This window comes from Pseudomonas turukhanskensis (assembly GCF_027922365.1).
GTDB classification, from domain to species: domain Bacteria; phylum Pseudomonadota; class Gammaproteobacteria; order Pseudomonadales; family Pseudomonadaceae; genus Aquipseudomonas; species Aquipseudomonas turukhanskensis.
Genome location: NZ_BSFN01000004.1, coordinates 337,863 through 356,560 on the forward strand (window position 1 = coordinate 337,863; position 18,698 = coordinate 356,560).

General features: G+C 55.9%; 13 protein-coding genes. 3 read left to right on the forward strand and 10 right to left on the reverse strand.

Going from position 1 to position 18,698, the window contains the following annotated elements:
• Positions 1-20: 20 nt before the first annotated feature.
• From PKE98_RS10210 to PKE98_RS10225, 5 genes are all read right to left on the reverse strand, one after another.
• The gene (locus PKE98_RS10210) at positions 21-341 is read right to left on the reverse strand and encodes a hypothetical protein (protein ID WP_271195169.1); all 321 of its coding nucleotides are present in this window, start codon (positions 339-341) and stop codon (positions 21-23) included.
• 69 nt (positions 342-410) lie between these two features.
• Positions 411-968, reverse strand: coding sequence for a response regulator (locus PKE98_RS27080; RefSeq protein ID WP_373877835.1), 558 nt, complete (start codon positions 966-968; stop codon positions 411-413).
• Positions 969-1,104: 136 nt separating this feature from the next.
• Positions 1,105-1,731 carry a response regulator transcription factor gene (locus PKE98_RS10215; protein ID WP_271195170.1) on the reverse strand — a complete coding sequence of 209 codons (627 nt, stop codon included), beginning with the start codon at positions 1,729-1,731 and terminating at the stop codon, positions 1,105-1,107.
• Positions 1,732-1,744: 13 nt separating this feature from the next.
• Positions 1,745-5,413 carry an ATP-binding protein gene (locus tag PKE98_RS10220; protein ID WP_271195171.1) on the reverse strand — a complete coding sequence of 1,223 codons (3,669 nt, stop codon included), beginning with the start codon at positions 5,411-5,413 and terminating at the stop codon, positions 1,745-1,747.
• A 42-nt stretch (positions 5,414-5,455) separates the two neighbouring features.
• A complete protein-coding gene (locus PKE98_RS10225) occupies positions 5,456-6,658 on the reverse strand; it encodes an EAL domain-containing response regulator (protein WP_271195172.1) in 1,203 nt (400 codons plus the stop codon).
• Positions 6,659-7,070: 412 nt separating this feature from the next.
• Between PKE98_RS10225 and PKE98_RS10230 the strand changes: the two genes are divergently transcribed.
• Together PKE98_RS10230 and PKE98_RS10235 are read left to right on the forward strand one after the other, a co-directional pair.
• Positions 7,071-10,463 (forward strand): response regulator, encoded by a 3,393-nt coding sequence (locus PKE98_RS10230; protein ID WP_271195173.1) that lies wholly within the window; start codon positions 7,071-7,073, stop codon positions 10,461-10,463.
• An 88-nt stretch (positions 10,464-10,551) separates the two neighbouring features.
• Positions 10,552-10,896 (forward strand): DNA-binding transcriptional response regulator, encoded by a 345-nt coding sequence (locus tag PKE98_RS10235; protein WP_271195174.1) that lies wholly within the window; start codon positions 10,552-10,554, stop codon positions 10,894-10,896.
• Positions 10,897-10,908: 12 nt separating this feature from the next.
• Here the strand turns inward: PKE98_RS10235 and PKE98_RS10240 are convergent, their stop codons facing one another.
• The 5 genes from PKE98_RS10240 to PKE98_RS10260 all read right to left on the reverse strand — a co-directional run bounded on the left by PKE98_RS10240 (position 10,909) and on the right by PKE98_RS10260 (position 18,205).
• Positions 10,909-11,679 (reverse strand): alpha/beta hydrolase family protein, encoded by a 771-nt coding sequence (locus PKE98_RS10240; RefSeq protein WP_271195175.1) that lies wholly within the window; start codon positions 11,677-11,679, stop codon positions 10,909-10,911.
• Positions 11,666-12,769 (reverse strand): DUF3182 family protein, encoded by a 1,104-nt coding sequence (locus PKE98_RS10245; protein ID WP_271195176.1) that lies wholly within the window; start codon positions 12,767-12,769, stop codon positions 11,666-11,668. Before PKE98_RS10245 ends, PKE98_RS10240 begins: the two co-directional genes overlap by 14 nt.
• Positions 12,770-12,858: 89 nt before the next feature.
• Positions 12,859-15,969, reverse strand: coding sequence for an efflux RND transporter permease subunit (locus PKE98_RS10250; protein WP_271195177.1), 3,111 nt, complete (start codon positions 15,967-15,969; stop codon positions 12,859-12,861).
• Positions 15,966-17,057 (reverse strand): efflux RND transporter periplasmic adaptor subunit, encoded by a 1,092-nt coding sequence (locus PKE98_RS10255; protein WP_271195178.1) that lies wholly within the window; start codon positions 17,055-17,057, stop codon positions 15,966-15,968. The genes PKE98_RS10250 and PKE98_RS10255 overlap by 4 nt, the downstream gene beginning before the upstream one ends.
• The gene (locus PKE98_RS10260) at positions 17,054-18,205 is read right to left on the reverse strand and encodes an efflux RND transporter periplasmic adaptor subunit (RefSeq protein ID WP_271195179.1); all 1,152 of its coding nucleotides are present in this window, start codon (positions 18,203-18,205) and stop codon (positions 17,054-17,056) included. Before PKE98_RS10260 ends, PKE98_RS10255 begins: the two co-directional genes overlap by 4 nt.
• Before the next feature lie 262 nt (positions 18,206-18,467).
• On the opposite strand from PKE98_RS10260, the gene PKE98_RS10265 reads away from it, so the two are divergent.
• Positions 18,468-18,698 (forward strand): hypothetical protein, encoded by a 231-nt coding sequence (locus PKE98_RS10265; RefSeq protein WP_271195180.1) that lies wholly within the window; start codon positions 18,468-18,470, stop codon positions 18,696-18,698.

Genomic DNA, 18,698 nt, shown 5'->3' on the forward strand with positions numbered 1-18,698 from the left:
AACGTAGAGTCGGCGTGCTGCTAGCTGCCGGGGCTGTCGCTTGTGCGCTCGCCACCTGCGTCGGTTGAAGGCGGGGATCCGTCGGGGGCCTGCGTATTACCTTTTGTTTTCTCTTGGTCGGTGCCGTCAGTGCCTGGCGTTGGGGCACCTTGGTGGTCGTCGATGCCGGTGCCATCGTCGACACCTGCGCCCGGCGTTGGCAAGGTTGGCGGCGTTGGATTGGTCGGGCCTGTGCTGGCAGGACCAAGTTCAGTTCTATCGACACCGTCGGCGGCGAAGGTGCCTGGCAAGTTCGCCACCAGGCCTAGCAAGCAGAGCGCAAACAGCTTGGCTTTGTTCATGGCTTATCTCTCTTGCATATCAATGGCTACCTAACTTAGGCGGGCGGCCTGCCATCCGGGTTCGTAAAATCAGATCAATGGCAAACGCCGCCGTGGTACTCGTACCTGGGTGCATAACTCAGGAGCGCGGGGAGTCAGCGGGGGCGCTTCCGCCTGCACCTGATCCGGTATCGAGGGGCATTCCACGTGCGTTGCAAATGATTTGGAGGGCCGGTGAGCTAGCTTGATCTTGTGCTGCTTGAGGGCATTGAGCGGAACCAGGGAGAAACCTGCCATCAGTCCTCGGAGAACTGCGATCAACTCCTCGCTCGTGCTCTCCTCACTAAGAAACCCTGAGGCTCCGGCGCGGATGTACGCTTGCGTTGCACGTGTAAGGGCAAAGGAGGAGTACATCAGAACACTTACCTTTTTACCTAAGCGCGCAATTTTCGAGACTACAACTGCCTGCTTCCGGACTGCTCCCCGGAAGTTGAAGATAACGATATCCGGAACATGAACTTCAGTGAGAACCAGCGCCTGCTCCAATGAAGTGGCATCGGCACATATTATAAAATCGAACTCCTGACATACATTTCTGAGATAACTGCGTATTGCTAGTCGATCACTTGCTATCAAAATTTTACACATGCGCTTCCTGCGCTCCTCTCAATGGACTACCCACTAGATGAGTAGCTGAGATTATGAGGAGCGTAGGGGATCAGATGCAGGAACGTTCTGAAGAGTTGCGTGTAAAGTTAAGTGCCTAGCATTCAATGCTCTCGGTTCAGCCTAGGCCATTACGTTTTGCGAAGTCCACGAGGGCCACGAGATTGAAAGCGTTTAACTTCAACTGTAGTCGAGTCTTGTAGGTGCTGATGGTTTTGTTGCTGAGCAGGAGAGAGTCACCGATTTCCTTGTTGGACTTGCCTTGGGCCAACATCTGCAACACCATGATTTCCCGATCCGACAAGCTATTGAGCATCGCGTGTTCGCTGCTGTTGGATATGGTTGGGTTTACTGTACTCAGTATATCAGTTGGGAAAAAGCTGTAGCCGGACAGTGCCGCCCATACTGCGCGTTGAAGCTCCTCCAAGTTGTCTCCTTTGGTTACAAACCCCGCTGCTCCAGCTTTCATGCAACGGAATGCCAGAAGATCAGCTGGTTGCGAGGTGAGAATCAATACCCGCGGCCGTGGCTTCAGTGTGCTGATTCGAGCAAGTACCTCAAGGCCATCGATTTTTGGAATACCGATGTCGAGTATGACCAGTTCTGGCCGGTGATTTCTAATGAGAGTTAGCGCATCCACTCCATTGTCGGTTTCGCCGACGAGAGTATGGCCTTCGCGCTCCAGTAGCAGCTTGACGGCCAGGCGGATTACCGGATGATCGTCGACGATAAGTACTTTGCCCATAAAGATTCCGTTATTAAGTTGTTGGTTGTGTGCCGAGCGGATTTAGCTCGTGCGCAAGAGCAGCTTGTAGCAGTTGAAGCGTCGTACTGAGGTGGGTGGCTAATACCTTAAGTTTTTCATGCGAAGCTCCCTCTGCAAGCTGGTCTTCATATGATTGTGCGGCGTCTACAAGCGCCTTTGAATTTATGAGTCTTGCTACCCCTTTTAGTCGATGAGCGAGTAAAGAAATTTCTTTCCATTGGGATTCTTGAATTTTTTCGTTGAGCTGCTCCAAGTCGAGTCCGTTGCTGGTGTGCAACTGAGTCATTAACATAATTGCTAGCTTTTCGTTTCCGTTCGTAATTGCAGAGATGCAGGATTTGTCTACTAGCTCGCCTGAATCGTCAGGTTTTACGGTGTGTTCGTTTACAGGTCCGACGGACCTAGGCTCAAGACTTTCTATGCAGGCCGACAGTTCATTTAGACTCACCGGTTTGAAAAGACAGCCATCCATCCCCGCCTCTAAACAGCGAATACGCTCTTCTGGTTGAGCATTCGCCGTAAACCCCATTATCCAGCAGGGTGTCTGGTTAGTTTTAATTTCGTGAACGCGCCATTGCCGGCTCAGTTCGTAGCCATCCATAACAGGCATGCTGCAGTCAGTTATGATCAGGTCGAATTTTTCTCTGTGAAGTAGTGTCAATGCCTGTGCGCCATCTTCAGCTTGGCGAACTGTGTGACCAAGAAACTCCAATTGTTGGCTAAGTAGCAAGCGATTGGCTGGGTGATCATCGACGAGGAGCACAGTCAGTTGGCGCTGCATGGCTTTATTCGCAAGGGGCACATTTGAAGGGCTGCAGTCTGCTTCCATTTCGGGAACGGTTAGCCTAACGGTGACGCAAGTGCCCTGTGACGGAGTGCTGTGAAGCTCGAGCGTCCCCCCCATCAGCTCTATCAGTTGGCGACAAATTGCCAAGCCAAGGCCAGTACCACCGCGGTTGTGGTTGACTGTCGTGGCTTGTGTGAATGGTTTGAATAGTTTCTCCTGGTCTTCGCTCGAGATGCCGATTCCACTATCAACTATCTCAACGGTTAGCCGGGCGCCTTCTGAGGAGCTGAGACTGCTCACGTTTATGTTGATGCCGCCAGCATCTGTAAACTTTATCGCGTTACTTAGAATGTTGGACAAAACTTGCTTGAACCGCCCAGCGTCCATCATTACATCGCGATCGGCCTGTATATTTTCGTTTATGTTTAGAAATAGGCCTTTCTGACGTGCAACACCACTAAATACTCTGCTTACGGAGTTGACGATCTCGGAAAGATTGCTGCGCTGTGTCATAAGAGTCATGTTCCCAGATTCGATTTTGGCGAGATCGAGAATGTCGTCGATCAGCTCAATCAGTGATTTGGAGGAGCCGTAGGCAACTACCAGATCTTCACGGTCCCACGAATAGCCTTGATCTATCCGCTGGATTGTCAACTCGAGCAAGCCAATGATCGCGTTAAGCGGCGTTCGGATTTCATGGCTCATGACAGCCAGAAAGCGGCTTTTCGCCTCGTTCGCCTGCACAGCTCGGTCATAGGAGTTGCGCAGTTGCTGTAGCAAGAGAACGTTAGACGTCATGTCAGCGTAGGCGGAGATGAGGCCAACGGTGGTGCCGTTTTTGTCTGTATAGGGGCGGTCCCACTGCCTGAATGTCAGGTGACTACCGTTTATTGTTGCGTCGAACTGCCTCTGCTCAGCGACACCGTTCTTTAATGTTTGAAAATAAAGGCGCTGGTGTTCGTCTGCGTGAGCCCGCTCGACATCAAGAAAATCGAAGTTGTTCTTGCCCAGGACCTGCCCAGGTTGCACCCGTAGCTGCGAGTAAAACACTTGGTTGCAGAATACAAACCGCCCTTGGCTATCTCTCACCGAAATTGCCATCGGAATGCTATCCAAAAGCATGCTTCGGAACCCTAAGTGCTCAGCTTCTTGCCGCATGAGGCGGCGCTTTACGTAAAGATATCCGATCAGAATAATGAACAGGAACGAACTGAGTGCTGCGAAAAGGCTGAGCAGACGAAAAGAAGTGATGTACTCCTTCCATACGCTAGTCTGGGCGGGTGCAACCGCCTTCCAGTTGCTCATCAGTCCATTGATATGGTTCGGGCCAAGTTGTTCGATGATTTTTGATAGTACGCCGTAAAGTATTGAGTGTTCCGCCTGTACGGCGAATGGAAGGTTTGCCGGGAAATTTGGCAGCGATGTGGCGACTTTAAGATCGTCAGAAAAATATTGTCTGATAAGGTATGTGGCTGTTGGCAACAAGGAAATTGCTGCGTCGACTTCTCCGTTGGCAACGGCTACCAGGCTGTCTAGCTGCGACTCTTTTTTAATCAGTTGGGCCGATGGTTCGGCCTGCAACAACTTGTCGCTTACAAAATTACTTCGCAAGATCGCTACCTTTTTCCCTTTCAGGTCGGAAATAGTGGAGATTTCACTATGTTTGGTTGTTACCAACGCGAAACTATTAAAAAGATATGGCTCGGTAAAGCGAAGGTACTTAGCTCGTTCCTCATTGGGTAAAAGGGTCAAGGTCATGTCGACGTGTTTATTGCGCAGTTGCTGCTCCAACTCAGTTAAAGAAGGCACATCAACGACTCTGAAATTTATGCCTGCAGCCTGGCTAATTATGGCAAGTAAATCTATTGCAACGCCTCGCAACTCGCCTGACTCATCGTAGAAGCTATAGGGTGGTAACGAAGAGTTGATCGCGACCACGACGTCAGGGTGCCCGTTGAGCCATTGCTGCTCTTCTGTGGTAAACGCAATTTCCCCTGGGTGATCAACTTCTATATTGACCGCCCAGTAGTTGGTTATCTTATTTTTTTCTGCCGTTGCTGTGCTGGATAAAATTTTATTAAACAGAGACTGTAAAACTATGTCTTTTTTGGCAAAGAGAAAGCTGTAACCATTTTTATTGAGGGTTTTGGCTTCGTACATGTGAATGTGTGGAAGTTCGCCCTGACCCTTATAGTAGCCAATCACTGTTGGGTCGCCTACGTACCAACGTTGTTGCTGGTATTCAACGGCATGCAGTGCTTCAAGTGCCGATTTAAATGGGACTGGGGTTGCCTGCTCGAAGTGCTGTTGAATTTCCTGTGCAGACAAAAAGTCGCCAGAATAAGCTACTTCACCTTGTACCTTAATCTTGGAAAATTCCAGTTCGGTGCCGCGTCCAACAATGGCGGGCGTGTTGAAAACATAGGGTAAGGAAGAGATGAACGCAGCATTGGGTTGATCTCTTGCATTGCCCCTGGCCAATACGTCGATATCTCCTTCTTGAAGGGCGTGTTGCGCCGATTTCCAGTCTGGGTAAAGCACAACTTTGGCTTGTACGTTCAGACTGGTTGTAATGAGATGGAAGTAATCGGCTACGATGCCTTTCAGGTTTGGTCCTTGCAGGATCTCATAGGGCTCGAAAACTTCTCTACTTATCCCCAGCGTAAGCGATTTTTTGCGGTCCAACCACGCCCTCGATTCTACTCCGATCGCGATCCGTGTTGCTGGCGTGGTTATGGTCGGAGACAGGGTAACCAACTCAAATGCTTTTGCAGGTGATGCGATTAGAAACAGCAAAGTTCCAAGCAGCGCAGCCAGCCTAACCATTGGACTGGTGCGCAGAGAAACTGCTGTGTTGTTTTTATTGTTAAGCATCACATTCGCTCTAATAGCCGTTAAATCGACTTGAGTTCCGCATTAGTTGTTTTTCTTCAAAGACCTGTATTTTTCGTGATGTTTTAACCACTTCAGGAGGTTTTTGGCGGAGACAGGTGGGGAAAATAGGTACCCTTGGCCCACCGGGCAGCCCATTTTTTGGAGTAAATGGAGTTGCTCGGTTGTCTCTATGCCTTCGGCTACCAATTGAATGTCCATTTCCTTGCTCAGCTTCGCCATATTGGCGACGGCGAGTCTGCTGCGTTGGTTGTATGGGATGCTCTGTGCAAAGCTCATGTCTAACTTGAGTTCTGTACAAGGCAGATCACACACTCGCTGTAAAGATGATAAGCCGACACCAAAATCGTCAATCGAGACGCCACAATCTAGTAATCGGAGTTGAATAAGGTTTGTCATACACACGATGGGCGATTTCAGAATGCCGCACTCTGTTACCTCCAGTATGAGGTTGTGGCCGGGAAACTTTTTATCGTTGAGCATTTCGGCAATTTTTTTATGAAAATCCGGTTTGCACAGCTGGATTGCATCGACGTTCACGGCGAGTTTGAAGTCTTTGTCAAACTGCTGTTCGGTTGTCCAAGTTAACGCTTGATCAAGAATGTCTAACATCATCGCGTCGATATGCCCAAAACGCTTGGCGATGTCCATGAATGCACCAGGTCCTAAAATACCCCAGTTAGGATGGTTCCAGCGCATAAGGATTTCGGCGCCAATGACTTCCATTGTCTGAAGATTGACTTTAGGTTGATAGAAAGGAATGAACTGATTTTTTTCGGCTGCATTAGCAATTACCTTGGCTGGGAAAGTATCTACTGCAGCCTTGGCTGTCTCATTCCCTTGATCTGGGCGGTACTTTAGCAGAGCTGATTGCACCTCCATTTTAGTAAAAGGTTTGCCCAGCTCTGCAAGTACTGTGTATTGGCAATTGTTTGCAATTTTTCTGATTGGTGCCAGCAAGTAAGATGGCATTTCATTTATCAATAACAGATAGTTAATTCGGCCGTAAGTTTGGATTTGGTTTAGTAGGTGGAGTTCATGTGCGTTGGGTGCTGTAATGGTGCAGATAAATATATCGAAATTACCTTCGTCTCGAGCGAGGTCGATGGCGTTCTGATAAGTTTCTGCAATGAAAAGCCGGGAGTAACCCAGCGATTTAAGTGTGGCCGCCAGAGCTTGCTGAGCAAGCGGGTGATCTTGCGAGATAAGGATTTTTGGCTGGGCCACGTTGGTGTTCCTACACAAATTTAAAGTGGAGGAAATATCCCAGTCATCCCAAAGTCTTTATGTAGATCTCATCCCTATTTTCCGTAGGAAAAACCTTATAGATGCAGAATCACGAACTCTGTCGAGTTTGGCGTGCAAAGGCCACATCTGAATTCGGGGGCTCGTAGCGGAAGTGGACCCCGTGTACGATTTATTAGGGCATGAGGCCCGAATGGTGAGTTAGAGCGAGTTCACGCGTATGCACGCGGTCGATCTATTTTGTTCAATTACCTTCTTCGGACGACGCTCTCGTCTAAGCTTGCCACTGTTCTTTTTGCAACACGGTGAGTCGCGTTAGCGGCAGCGCGTTAGGCGCTGCACGGATATGGCTCGAGAAAAATCATTTGGGCGTATTAATCAAGAGCGTTTGCGTGTGACGAAAATTACCAATTGGATGGTCGATAATCGTGTGCCAGTGCTGCTTGGCATGTTGTTGTTTTCCTGCGTCATCGGCTTTGCAGCGAGTGAGTCTTACCGGTTGATGGTCGAGTCCCGTTTTCGCAGTGCCGAACAGGCGCTTGTCCGGGAGAATGCATCCAGCCTTGAGAGCCTGACGCTTAACGGAAAAGGTATGGGGGCGCTCTTGCTCGCAGGTTCGTTGAACCCATCGGTAAGAACAGCGTCGCTGGAAACACACGTAAGGCACGCCCGTCAGTTCAACATCGCCCGCCCGGCTCTGCAGGTTATTGCCCGGCGGGTCGGGGCGAGCCTTGTATTTGTTGTGAATGAAAAAGGAATTATCACCAGCGATTGGAACAACGAGGGCCAGAATCCTATTGGCGTGGACGTCAGTTATCGCCCTTATTTCATTCAGGCCATGCGTGGTTTGCCCAGCGTACATGGTGGCGTCAGCTCGGTGACCGGGCGACTGGTGTACTACGTGGCGGCGCCAGTGTACCTGGAGGCCAATGGCCCGGAAGTGACGGGTGCTGTAGTCGGCAGCTTCGAGGCCAGCGAGTTAGGTGAGTTCGTCGTAAGCGATGGCACACGCTCTGGACTTCTTATCTCACCACAGGGCGTAGTTTTTGCAGCCGGGCGTTCCGAGTGGCGGCTCAATACGGTCGGCGCCATGACGCCTGAACGACTGCAGAGCATTGCGCAAAGTAAACAGTTCGGGCGTTATTTTGATGACCCACAGCAAGTAAGCGCTTTGCCTTTCGATTTGAATGAGAAGGTTGTCCGGCTTGATAAGCAGAGGTATGCGGTGTCTTCGGCGCTGGTGGATTGGAATGATCCAAGTGGCAAGTGGCGGCTGGTGACGATCAGTGACCTGGCCCCGGTCTACAACTGGCGTGAAGGTTTTGTAATTGCCTTGCTCACCGCTTGGGCCAGCGGGCTGTTGTTCTGGTTCGCTTTGCGACGAGCGACTGACATGCGCCGCCGACGCAGCGATTCGGAAGAAATCGCTCGCCAGCATCAACGTCTGCAGTTAGTGCTGGATAACGCGCCAGTGGCCGTGTGCATTCTCACCGATGACCTCCAACCGGGCACCGAGGGCATTGTGCGTTTTGTTAACCCGTTGTTTACCAACACCTTCAATGTCCGTGTGGATGCACCCATGCCAAGTCTGTTTGTTCGCCCCGATGAGCGAGAGACGCTTCGTGACTGGCTACGTGAGGAAGGAGTGGTGGCGCAGCACGAAAGCCAGGTGATCGACAACAACAATCAGGTTCGGGATGTACTTATCAATTTTGTGCGCATCGACTTTCTTGGCGAGATGGGAACACTTGGCTGGATGATCGATATCACCGAGCAAAAAGTCGCGGAACGGGAAATGCAGAACGCGATGAACGCCGTCGAAGCCGCAAGCAAGATCAAGGGCGAGTTTCTCGCCAACATGAGCCATGAAATCCGTACGCCGATGAACGCCATTCTGGGAATGTCGTCTTTGGCGCTTCAAGGAGAGCTCCATTCAGTTCAGCGAAATTACATTGAGAAGGTCCATCAAGCGGCCACCTCGCTGCTGAGTGTCATCAACGACATTCTGGACTTTAGCAAGCTGGAATCGGCCAAGATGGTAATCGAACGTGCGCAGTTCGACCTGGAGGATGTATTTGACGATCTTTCCAACGCCATCAGCCTTCGCGCGGGTCAGAAAAATCTCGAGCTGCTGTATGACATCCGTGCCGAAGTTCCACGCAACCTGTCGGGCGATCGCCTGCGCCTTGCCCAAGTACTGATCAACTTGGCTAATAACGCGGTCAAGTTCACCGAGCGCGGTGAGGTCGTGGTGGGGGTGGAAGCCACTGCGTTGTCCGGCAGCCAACTCACCTTGCATTTCTGGGTTTCCGATACCGGCATCGGCTTGACCGAAGAACACAAAGGCAAGCTGTTCAACAGCTTTACCCAGGCCGACTCTTCCACCACCCGGCGTTTCGGCGGCAGTGGTCTCGGCCTGGTTATCTCCAAACAGTTAGTGGAGTTGATGGGCGGCCGCATCTGGGTGGACTCGCGTTTTGGCGTAGGCTCCACCTTCCATTTCGAGGTCAATATCGAATGCCTGACGCCTGCTGATGCCCCCGTTGTCCCTGAGCTGCAGGGTCGTCGCGTGTTGCTGGTTGACGACAATGCCAGCGCGCGCGCCATCGTGGGGGCGATGGCAAATGTGACCGGGTTGTACGTCGACGAGGCGGCCAACGGTATCGATGGGTTGATCTGTGTAGATGAAGCCGAGCTGAGCGACCAGGCCTATGACTTGATCCTGATGGACTGGCAAATGCCGATCATGGACGGCCTGCAATGTGTCGAGCTTATTCGCCAGCGCTCCCATCACCTTGGCGTGAGAGTGATCATGATGGCCGCTCCCGGTTTAGAGGAATCGTGCCAGTCGGCGATACAGCACCAGGGAGTTTCGTTTGAAAGCGTATTGGCCAAACCCATCACGCCTGGCCAATTGCTGAGGGCTGTCAGCAACGTGCTGAGTAGCCCGCGTGCTGTCGCCAGCGAACCAGCCAGTCAGCAGGAAATTGCCGACAATGTGCGTGTACAGCTGGCGGGCAATCGCATCCTGCTGGTGGAAGACAATGAAATGAATCAGGAGCTGGCGGTCGCGCTGTTGGCGCAAGCCGGCGTGGCGGTGGTTGTGGCCGCGAATGGGCAGCTCGCTCTGGATATTCTGGCGGTGGATCAGGCGTTCGGCTGCGTGCTGATGGATTGTCAGATGCCCGTTATGGATGGCTACACCGCCACGCGGAACATTCGCGCCAACCACGCGACGCAAGCGCTGCCGGTCATTGCCATGACTGCCAGCGCCATGAAAGGCGACATGGAAAAAGCGTTGGCTGCGGGTATGGACGATTACATCACCAAGCCGCTCGATGTCGCCAGGATGTTCGCCATTATCAGCAAGTGGATCAGACCGGTCGCGCAGCCGTCTGCCGCATCATTGCCTGAATCATCTGCCGAAGCGCCTGCTAGCTTGCCATCAATACCTGGCGTCGATGTGACGGCCGGCATGGCCGTGTGTATGAACAATCTTGAGCTTTACACCCGAATGCTCGGGATGTTTGTGGAACAGGCACAGACCTTCGAGGCACAGTTCTGCGCGCAAGCTGAAAAGGGTGACAGCGTGGCGATGATTCGTCTGGCACACACGCTCAAGGGCACCGCTGCCAATATTGGTGCGAGCGCTGTGCAGCGCGCGGCGGAATCGTTGCAACAAGCGTGTGAGCAAGATGCCAGCGCCAACAGCGTTAGCGGGCCGTTGCAACAGGTGGTGGATGAGTTGGCGCTTATTGTCCGTAGCGTGCAGGGCGTCGAGCTGTAGATTCCTACACGGATGTAGGGGGTATCCGGCTTTTTCAGTTTGCCCGCTTGGTGACACTGGTGCGGTCCTCTTCCGACGAGCCAACGCCATGCTGCCAAAAACTTTGCGCATTCTTATTGCCGACGCTAACCAGCAATTGCGTCTTTCTGTTGAAAAGCTGATCAATCACGCAGGTTGCTACGGCGTAGGTGTCGTAGCAACCGCTGACGAGTTGAAGGCCTTATTGGGCTTCCCGGGCCGACCGTTCGATGTGGTGCTGGTCAATTGCCGCCTGCTTGATCAAGCGAGTACCGACACCCTGGATTTGCTGCAGCAACACAGCAATGTGGTGCTGTACCGCAACGGGCTATATTCCGGCCACATGGCCGACCCTCATTCGGCAATCCGTGAAGGACTGTGCGGCCTGCCAAGTGCGGTGCCCGGCCTGCACTGAGCCTTATGTGCGTCAGGAGTAAATGGCCGAGTGGTGAGGATAGTCCGCCGTACGCGCGCCGATGATCATCTCACTCACCCAACTGGTCAGAATTGAGGTGTAGGCCTTCTGGTCGCTGTCCTGGCTGAGGGCATGGTCAGCGCCATCCACCATTCGATGCGTGAGCGAATGGGCTTTTTCAAAGGCCGCGCGGTAGCTCATCAGTGTGGTGTGGGGCACGTAGTCATCATGTTCGGACTCCACCAACAGCACATCGCCGGTAAACCGCGAGCAACAAGCCAACGCCCGGTTCTGCTCGGGCAGGCACAGGGTCCGGCGGTAGCGGGCCAGGCGTTCGCGGTCCAGCAGTTGTTTGGGCAGTGTCCATTCTTCGTCCCAATACAGCGCCGGCACCCGCAGCGCCAGCCAGCGGACGGGGCGAATGTCGGTGAGAAAAGCCGCAAGATAACCGCCGTAGCTGCTACCAATGACCGCGATTTTTTCCGGGTCGATGGCGGGGTGCCGTGCGAGCTGATCGTAGGCGGCCACGATATCGGCCAGGTTCTGTTCCCGCGTCACTGTCTGCTTGCTGCCCGAGGTGCGTTCATGGCCGCGCAAGTCGAAGGTCAGGCACACACAGCCAAACCCGGCAATCCCTTTGGCCCGCGCCAGGTCACGCTGCTGACTGCCGCCCCAACCATGTACAAACAATATTCCCGGGACTTTCTGCTCGGGCGACATCAGGGTGCCGGCGATCACTTCATCATCCACGTGGATGTCCACGGTTTGGCTATGGGCAGGCATAGGGTTCGACCTTTACGAATTTGCTGAGGGTGCCGTGGGGCGGTACGGCGCCGTGATAAAGACGTTGTGCGTTGGCTGGCGTATCAGCGCCGTAGGTTTCGTAGGTGCTGGCCCGCAACCGTTGCAGAGCGGGGTCGTGATAGAACGCTTCCAGTGCAAATATCTCGGCGGCACTGGCACCGCCAATTCGCCACGACTGCTCCAGAACACCGGAGCGCTCTTCGCCGAGCGAATCAATGCCCTGGGCGATATCGTAGTTGCGCCGGGAGGCCACCAGCCCCAGGCAGTCGAGTGCAGCCTGCTCGTAGCGCACGGCCTGCTCTATGGCCAAGTGCAGGGCAGGGGACAAGGGCAGGGCGCCCAGCTGGTCGTAATCGCCACGCACCAAAATCAGGTCCGAGCCGCCGTATACCTCGGCGCCGCTGTCATCCTGGGTCAGGCGCTGGGTGCCGCAGTAACTGGCTGTGATGCCGGCTACCAGTACCTGGCCCACACTGAAGGTCACTACTTCCTTCAAGTGCTCTTCCAACACCAACCCCCAGTTGCCGACCTCCACGGCATCCTGATTGAGCAGGCAGCTCGTCAATTGCTGCGCATCTTCAATCAGCTCCTGCCCCCGCCCGGCCTTGCCGCGCACCGGTTTTATTCTCAGCGGGCCATGGGCCAGAAGTGTGAGGCCGGCGCGTTCGGCGTCGGCCAGATCAAACACGGTAAAGCCGCGCAGGACGGCGCTGCTGGCCTGCTCGTCGAAGCGCTCGCTCCAGCCCTCTACCACTGCAGCAGGGTGCTCGATCAGTGGGTGGCTGATGGCCTTGGTGGCCATAAAGGGATACGGCACGGCGCCGCCAAAGAAGTTGGCCTCGTGGCGGATGCCCAGCGCTTGCATCTGTTCGCTGCCTATGACGGTTTCGTCTGGTATCCAGTAAACCGTTGCTGACGGCGTGAGGTCGGCCTGTAGCGGTACATTCAGCATCGCGGCGATCTTTTTCGCTAGCGTGAGCTGCACATCCTGCTCGTGTTCCGGGGGCTGACTGCCCAGGTGTAACAGGGCCACGGCGCTTTGGGCGGTTTTAACCTTGCGGTCGTCCATCGCAGAGCTCCTTGTATACGCCGGCGATTGAGGGCCAAGCCTTTCTCTAGGTGGGAAAGACTGGCCGGCCATCGGTTCCGCCTTTTGGATCAATGGTGCGTAGCGAGCTCTCCCTGCACGGAAGATTCCTTGATACGGTAGGTGGCCACATACAGGGCCGGCAAAAACAGCAACGTCAGCAGCGTGGCGCTGATAATGCCGCCGATCATGGCGAAGGCCATGGGGCCCCAAAACACCTCACGGGCGATGGGAATCATGCCCAGGCTCGCGGCTGCCGCCGTCAGCAGAATCGGTCGGGTGCGGTGGTGAGTGGCTTCGATCACCGCGTCCCACGGCTCGGCGCCTGCGTCGCGGAATTCGTCGATCTGGGTCACCAGAATCACCGAGTTACGGATGATGATGCCGATCAGCGCCAGCACCCCCAGAATCGCCACAAAGCCAAGCGGCGTGCCGGTTGGTAGCAAGGCTGCCACCACGCCGATAAGCCCGAGCGGCGCGACGCTGGCGACCAGAAATAGCTTCTTCACGCTTTGCAGCTGAATCATCAGAAAGGTCGCCATCAGAAACAGCATCAGTGGTATGACCTTGCCAATCGGCCCTTGCGCCTTCCCGCTTTCCTCCACGGTGCCGCCCGGTTTAATGCTGTAGGACTTCGGCAACTTGGCAGCGAATTCGTCGATCTTGGGCTGCAACGCGGCCATAAGGTCCGTGGGCTGTTTATCACCGTGCACGCTGGCTTTAAGGGTGATGGTGGGCTTGCGATCACGGCGCCAGACCAGGGGTTGTTCCAGCTCGTAACTCACGGTCGCGAACGCGCGCAGGGGAATCGAGGTGCCCCGCGGGGTGGTGATCTGCAAGTTCTCCAGGGTTTCTGGCGCCCTGCGTTCGGCTTCCTGGGAACGGCCCACCACATTGATCAGATAAATGCTGTCGCGCACCTGGGTGACATTGGCGCCCGTCACCACGCCATTCATCACCTGCGCCACATCTTGCGAGGACAGGCCCAGTTGCCGCGCCTTGTCCTGGGCCACGTCAATCTTCAGCACCCGGCCAGGCTCGTTCCAGTCGTAAATCATGTCGCCAATATTGGCGTTACCGTCCAGTAAGCCGGCCACCTGCATGGCGTATTCGCGCACCTTGTCGATGTCCGGCCCGCTGATGCGGTATTGAATTGGCCGGCCCACCGGCGGCCCCATTTCCAGCGGTTGCACCAGGGTGCTGATGCCGACAAAGTCTTCGCGTAGCCGCCGTTTCAGTTTGGCCACCAGGCGTTGGCGAGCCTCGAGGTCGTTGCTGACGATCACCAGCTGGGCATAGAAGGGGTTCTGCAGTTGCTGGTCCAGCGGCAAGTAAAAGCGCGCGGCGCCTTCGCCGATATAAGTGCTCCAGCGCTGAATATCCTCATCGCCCTTGAGCGTGGCTTCCAGGCGGTCCACCACCTGGCGGGTTTCTTCCACGCTGCTGTTTTGCGGCAGGTTCAGGTCCACCAGCAATTCGGGCCGGTCGGAGGAGGGGAAGAACTGCTGCTGCACAAATTGCATCAACACAATCGAGGTGGCGAACAGCGCCACCGTCAGGCCGATGCTTAGCCAGCGGTGGCGCATCGTCCATTTCAGACCACGGTCCATACCCCGCGTAAGACGTCCGGGCTTTTTATCCTTTTTATGGCTAAGGGACTTGGGCAGCACGTGCACGGCAATCACCGGCGCAAACAGCACCGCTACCAGCCACGACACCAAGAGTGCCACGGCAATAACCGCGAACAGGGTGAAGGTGTATTCGCCGGCGGAGCTGGCGTTCAGCCCAATCGGCACAAAGCCGGCCACGGTCACCAAGGTGCCGGTCAGCATGGGGAAGGCGGTGGAGGTATAGGCAAAGGTCGCGGCCTGGGCGCGGGTGTCACCGGCCTCCAGTCGGGTGACCATCATCTCCACCGTGATCATCGCGTCATCCACCAGCAGGCCGAGGGCGATGATCAGCGCGCCCAGGGAGATCCGCTGCATGGTGATGCCGCTGTACTCCATAAATACAAACACCATGGCCAGTACCAGCGGAATGGAGCAGGCCACCACCAGCCCGGCACGTACGCCCAGGCTGATAAAGCTGACAATCAGCACTATCACCACTGCTTCAAACAACGCGCTGGTAAAACCGCCTACGGCCTTGTCCACCACTTCAGCCTGGTTGGACACCTGATGCACGCCCACACCCACCGGCAGCTCGGCAGTTATTTCCTCCATCCGCTGGTGTAACTGCTTGCCAAAGGTCTGGATATTGCCGCCATCGCGCATGGCCACCGCCAGGCCAATGGCCGGCTGGCCGTTGAAGCGAAACAACGATTCGGGCGGGTCCTGGTAGCGGTGTTCGATGGTGGCCAGGTCAGCCAGCCGATAAAACTGCTCATTGACCCGCACATTCACGGCTTGCAGGTCTTGCTGCGAACGGAATTCGCCTGAGGTTCTTACGGAAATACGCTCCGGCCCGGCCTCGATCACCCCCGAGGGCGTCACGCTGTTTTGCGCCTGCAAGCTTTGCATCACCTGCGCCTGGTCCAACCCCAGTGCCGCCAGCTTGCGGGTGGAGAAGTTCAGGTACAGCACCTCATTCTGCTCGCCAATCAGCTGCACCTTGCCCAGGTTCGCCACACTGCGAATATCCAGGCGCACCTGTTCCACGTAGTCGCGCAGTTGCCGGTAACTCAGGCCGTCGCCGGTAAAGGCGTAGATGCTGCCGAAGACGTCACCGAACTCGTCGTTGAACGACGGGCCCTGCAACCCTTGGGGAAACTCGCCCTGGATATCGGTGATTTTCTTACGCACCTGGTACCAGATATCCGGGATGTCTTTACCGTCGGTGGTGTCCTTGAGGTAGACAAATACCGTGGACTCGCCCGGTCGCGTATAGCTTTTCACGTAGTCGAGGGAATCCAGTTCCTCCAGCTTTTTCTCAATGCGGTCGGTGACCTGTTGCAAAGTGTCGTTCACTGTGGCGCCGGGCCAACGGGTCTGAATCACCATGGTTTTAATGGTGAAGGAGGGGTCTTCCTCACGTCCCAGTTCAAAGTAGGAGAAGATCCCCATCACCAGGGACACAGCCATCAGATACCAGACCAGAGACTGATGCCGCAGGGCCCAGTCCGACAGGTTGAAGCCGGTTTTCTCCTGACTCGGCTGCGGGTGGGTGGTTTCCTCCTGACTCATTGCTCAGCTCCTGCATCCAACTTCACGACTTGCCCTGGTTTCAGGCTGTTTACGCCCGCGCGCACCACCCACTCACCATCCTGTACGCCGTCGCCGATCACCACTTGGTCACCGTTGCGTGCCAACACCTGCACCGTGCGCTGACTGACGGCCAGACTTTTCGGCTCGATTACCCATACCTGACCCTGCTCGGCATTGGCATTGCCTTGCTCGATCAGCACGCTGGCCGGCAGCGTGGTGTGGGCGGGCGTCTGGCTGCTGAGTTGAACATTGATGGTGGTGCCCAGGCGCAACTCCTCCGGGCTTTGCTCCAGGGTCAGGCGCACCCGCCGTGACCGTGTGGCCGCATCGGCTTGGGGCGCCATCTCGCGGATACGGGCGTCGGCATGCACGTCGCTTTGCAGTTGTGAGGTCACGGTGAAGCGGGCATCGGTCGGCAGTGTGGCGACTTGCTCGTCGGGCAGGTCGAACACGGCTTCGCGCACATCGGGTTGGGCCAGGGTCAATACTTCCTGCCCGGCCGCTACCACCTGCCCGATCTCCGCTCGCCAGGCGGTCACCACGCCGTCGAAGTCGCTGAGCAGGCGGGTATAACTCACCTGGTCCTTGGCGTGTTGCACATCGGCAGCTGCTTGGTCGAGGCTGGCGCGGGTGGTTTTCAGGCGGGTCTGGGCGTCGTCCAGGTTGGCTTTGGCGCCCACGCCGCGGTCAAACAGTTCAGTTTGCCGGCGAGCGTCGGCCTGGGCTTCCAGCCATTGCGCATTGGCGCTGGCCATCCGGCCTTCACTGGCGCGCAACTGATTTTCCTGGTCGCTGGGGTCCAGGGTTGCCAAGAGAGTGCCTTTTGCGACGTTATCGCCGACATTCACTGTGCGCGAGGCAATGCGGCCGTTGGTGCGAAAACCCACGGTTGTTTCATAGCGCGCTTCGATGGTGCCGGCGTAGCGGCCTAGCGTGGCCTGCTGCTGCGTCTTGACCACGCTGTACAGCACGGGCCGCGGCGGGGCTTGTTCTGGTTCTTTTTCCGAGCAGGCCGTCAGCATCGTGGCCATCAGCACGGCGGTCGCAACATGAGAAAGGCGGCTCATGGTTTAGCCCCCTGTGGCGGCGCCGCTATCTTTGTTTTTTCCGGCTCGGCGGCTTTTTCCGGGGCGGCGATTTCCACTTGCTGGCCCGGATGCAGCAATTGGCCGCCGGCGACCACCACTTGCTGGCCCGCCTGCAAACCCTGACCCACTAGCACCGTGCCGCTGCCATAGGTGACATCGCTGACCGGTTGCAGGCTCACCTTGTGCTGCGCGTCCACCAGCCATACCGCGGGCTGCTGTTGGCTCTTGAATAATGCCGACCACGGCAGCACCACACGGTGGCTGGTTTTTGGGTGCACGGTGGCAGTCACGACCGCGCCCAGGTTCATTTCCGCAGGCGCGTTCTGCAATTCCACTTTCACCTTTACGGTGCCGCTTTGCGCATCGATGGTCGGGGTAATTTCCCGCACCTTGCCCTGCGCCTGAATGGCCGGGCGATCCAGCAACGCCACGGTGATGGGTTGCTCAGCCAGTTCCTGGTTGAACAGCGATTCATATACATCAAATACCGCATCGCGCTCACCGGCACGCGCCAGAGTGAAGATCGGCACGGTGGCCTGAACCACCTGGCCGGTTTCAGCCTGACGCTCGGTAATCACGCCGTCGGCGGACGCCTTCAGTTCGGTGTAGGTGAGCATGTCGCGGGCATTGGCCAATTGCGCCTGGGCGGCGGCGTGCGAGCTTTGGCTGGAGCGCAGTTGCGCCTGGGCCTGGTCGTATTCGCTTTTGCTTGTGTAGCCCTTGGGCAGCAGCAACTTCTGGCGTTTGAAACTCACCTCGGCCAGGCGCAGTTGCGCTTCCTGCGCCTGCAAGGCGGCGCGGGCGTTGTCGACATTGCTTTGCTGTTCTTGCGGGTCGAGGCGAGCCAGCACCTGGTCGGCGGTGACGGTGTCGCCAACCTCCACCAATCGCTCAATGATCTTGCCGCCAACGCGAAACGATTGTTGCGCTTGCACCCGTGCCTGAATGTCGCCGGTGAGCTCAGCCTGGTCGGTGAAGTCGCCGGGTTTTACCGCCTGCACCAGCACTCGCACATGGGGTGGTGGCGCGCTCTGTTCATCGCAGCCGCTCAGCGCGAACGCGGCGGCAACGGCGAGCAAGATGGCGAGGGTGGACGGGGTGCGCTCAGGCCATGCCTGTTCCGGCATCTGTTTCTCCTATTCCCTTGGTGACAGCGGCGGGCGCCGTGGCGATGCATGGGATTCAGAGAAAGCAGCACGTATGAAAGTTCAAGTTTCTACTGCCAGCAGCGGCGTTGCAGGCCCGGAAAATCGGGGCTCAAGCCTCTCCTACAAAGAACGTGCGAACGGCGTGCAACCGGCAAGCGCCGTTACAAATGCCCCTGAACCGATCGGGCGAGGCTCAGTCAGCAGCTATACACACCGACAAAAAATACAGGAGTACAGGGCCATGACCCATTGGGTAATCAGCTACAGCAAAGATGAAGGTACCTCGACGTTGGATGTTCACCAGGCTGACCAACCGACCATCGAGCAAGCCGTGGATTACGTGCTGGCGTGGGCCGAGGAGAACGTGGAAAAGGGAGAATTCGGCGACCCTGAAGAACCGGCCAACGAGCCGCCCATGCAATTGCTCAAGGACTACGGCATCACCATAACCGGCATCATCGCCAAAGAGTAA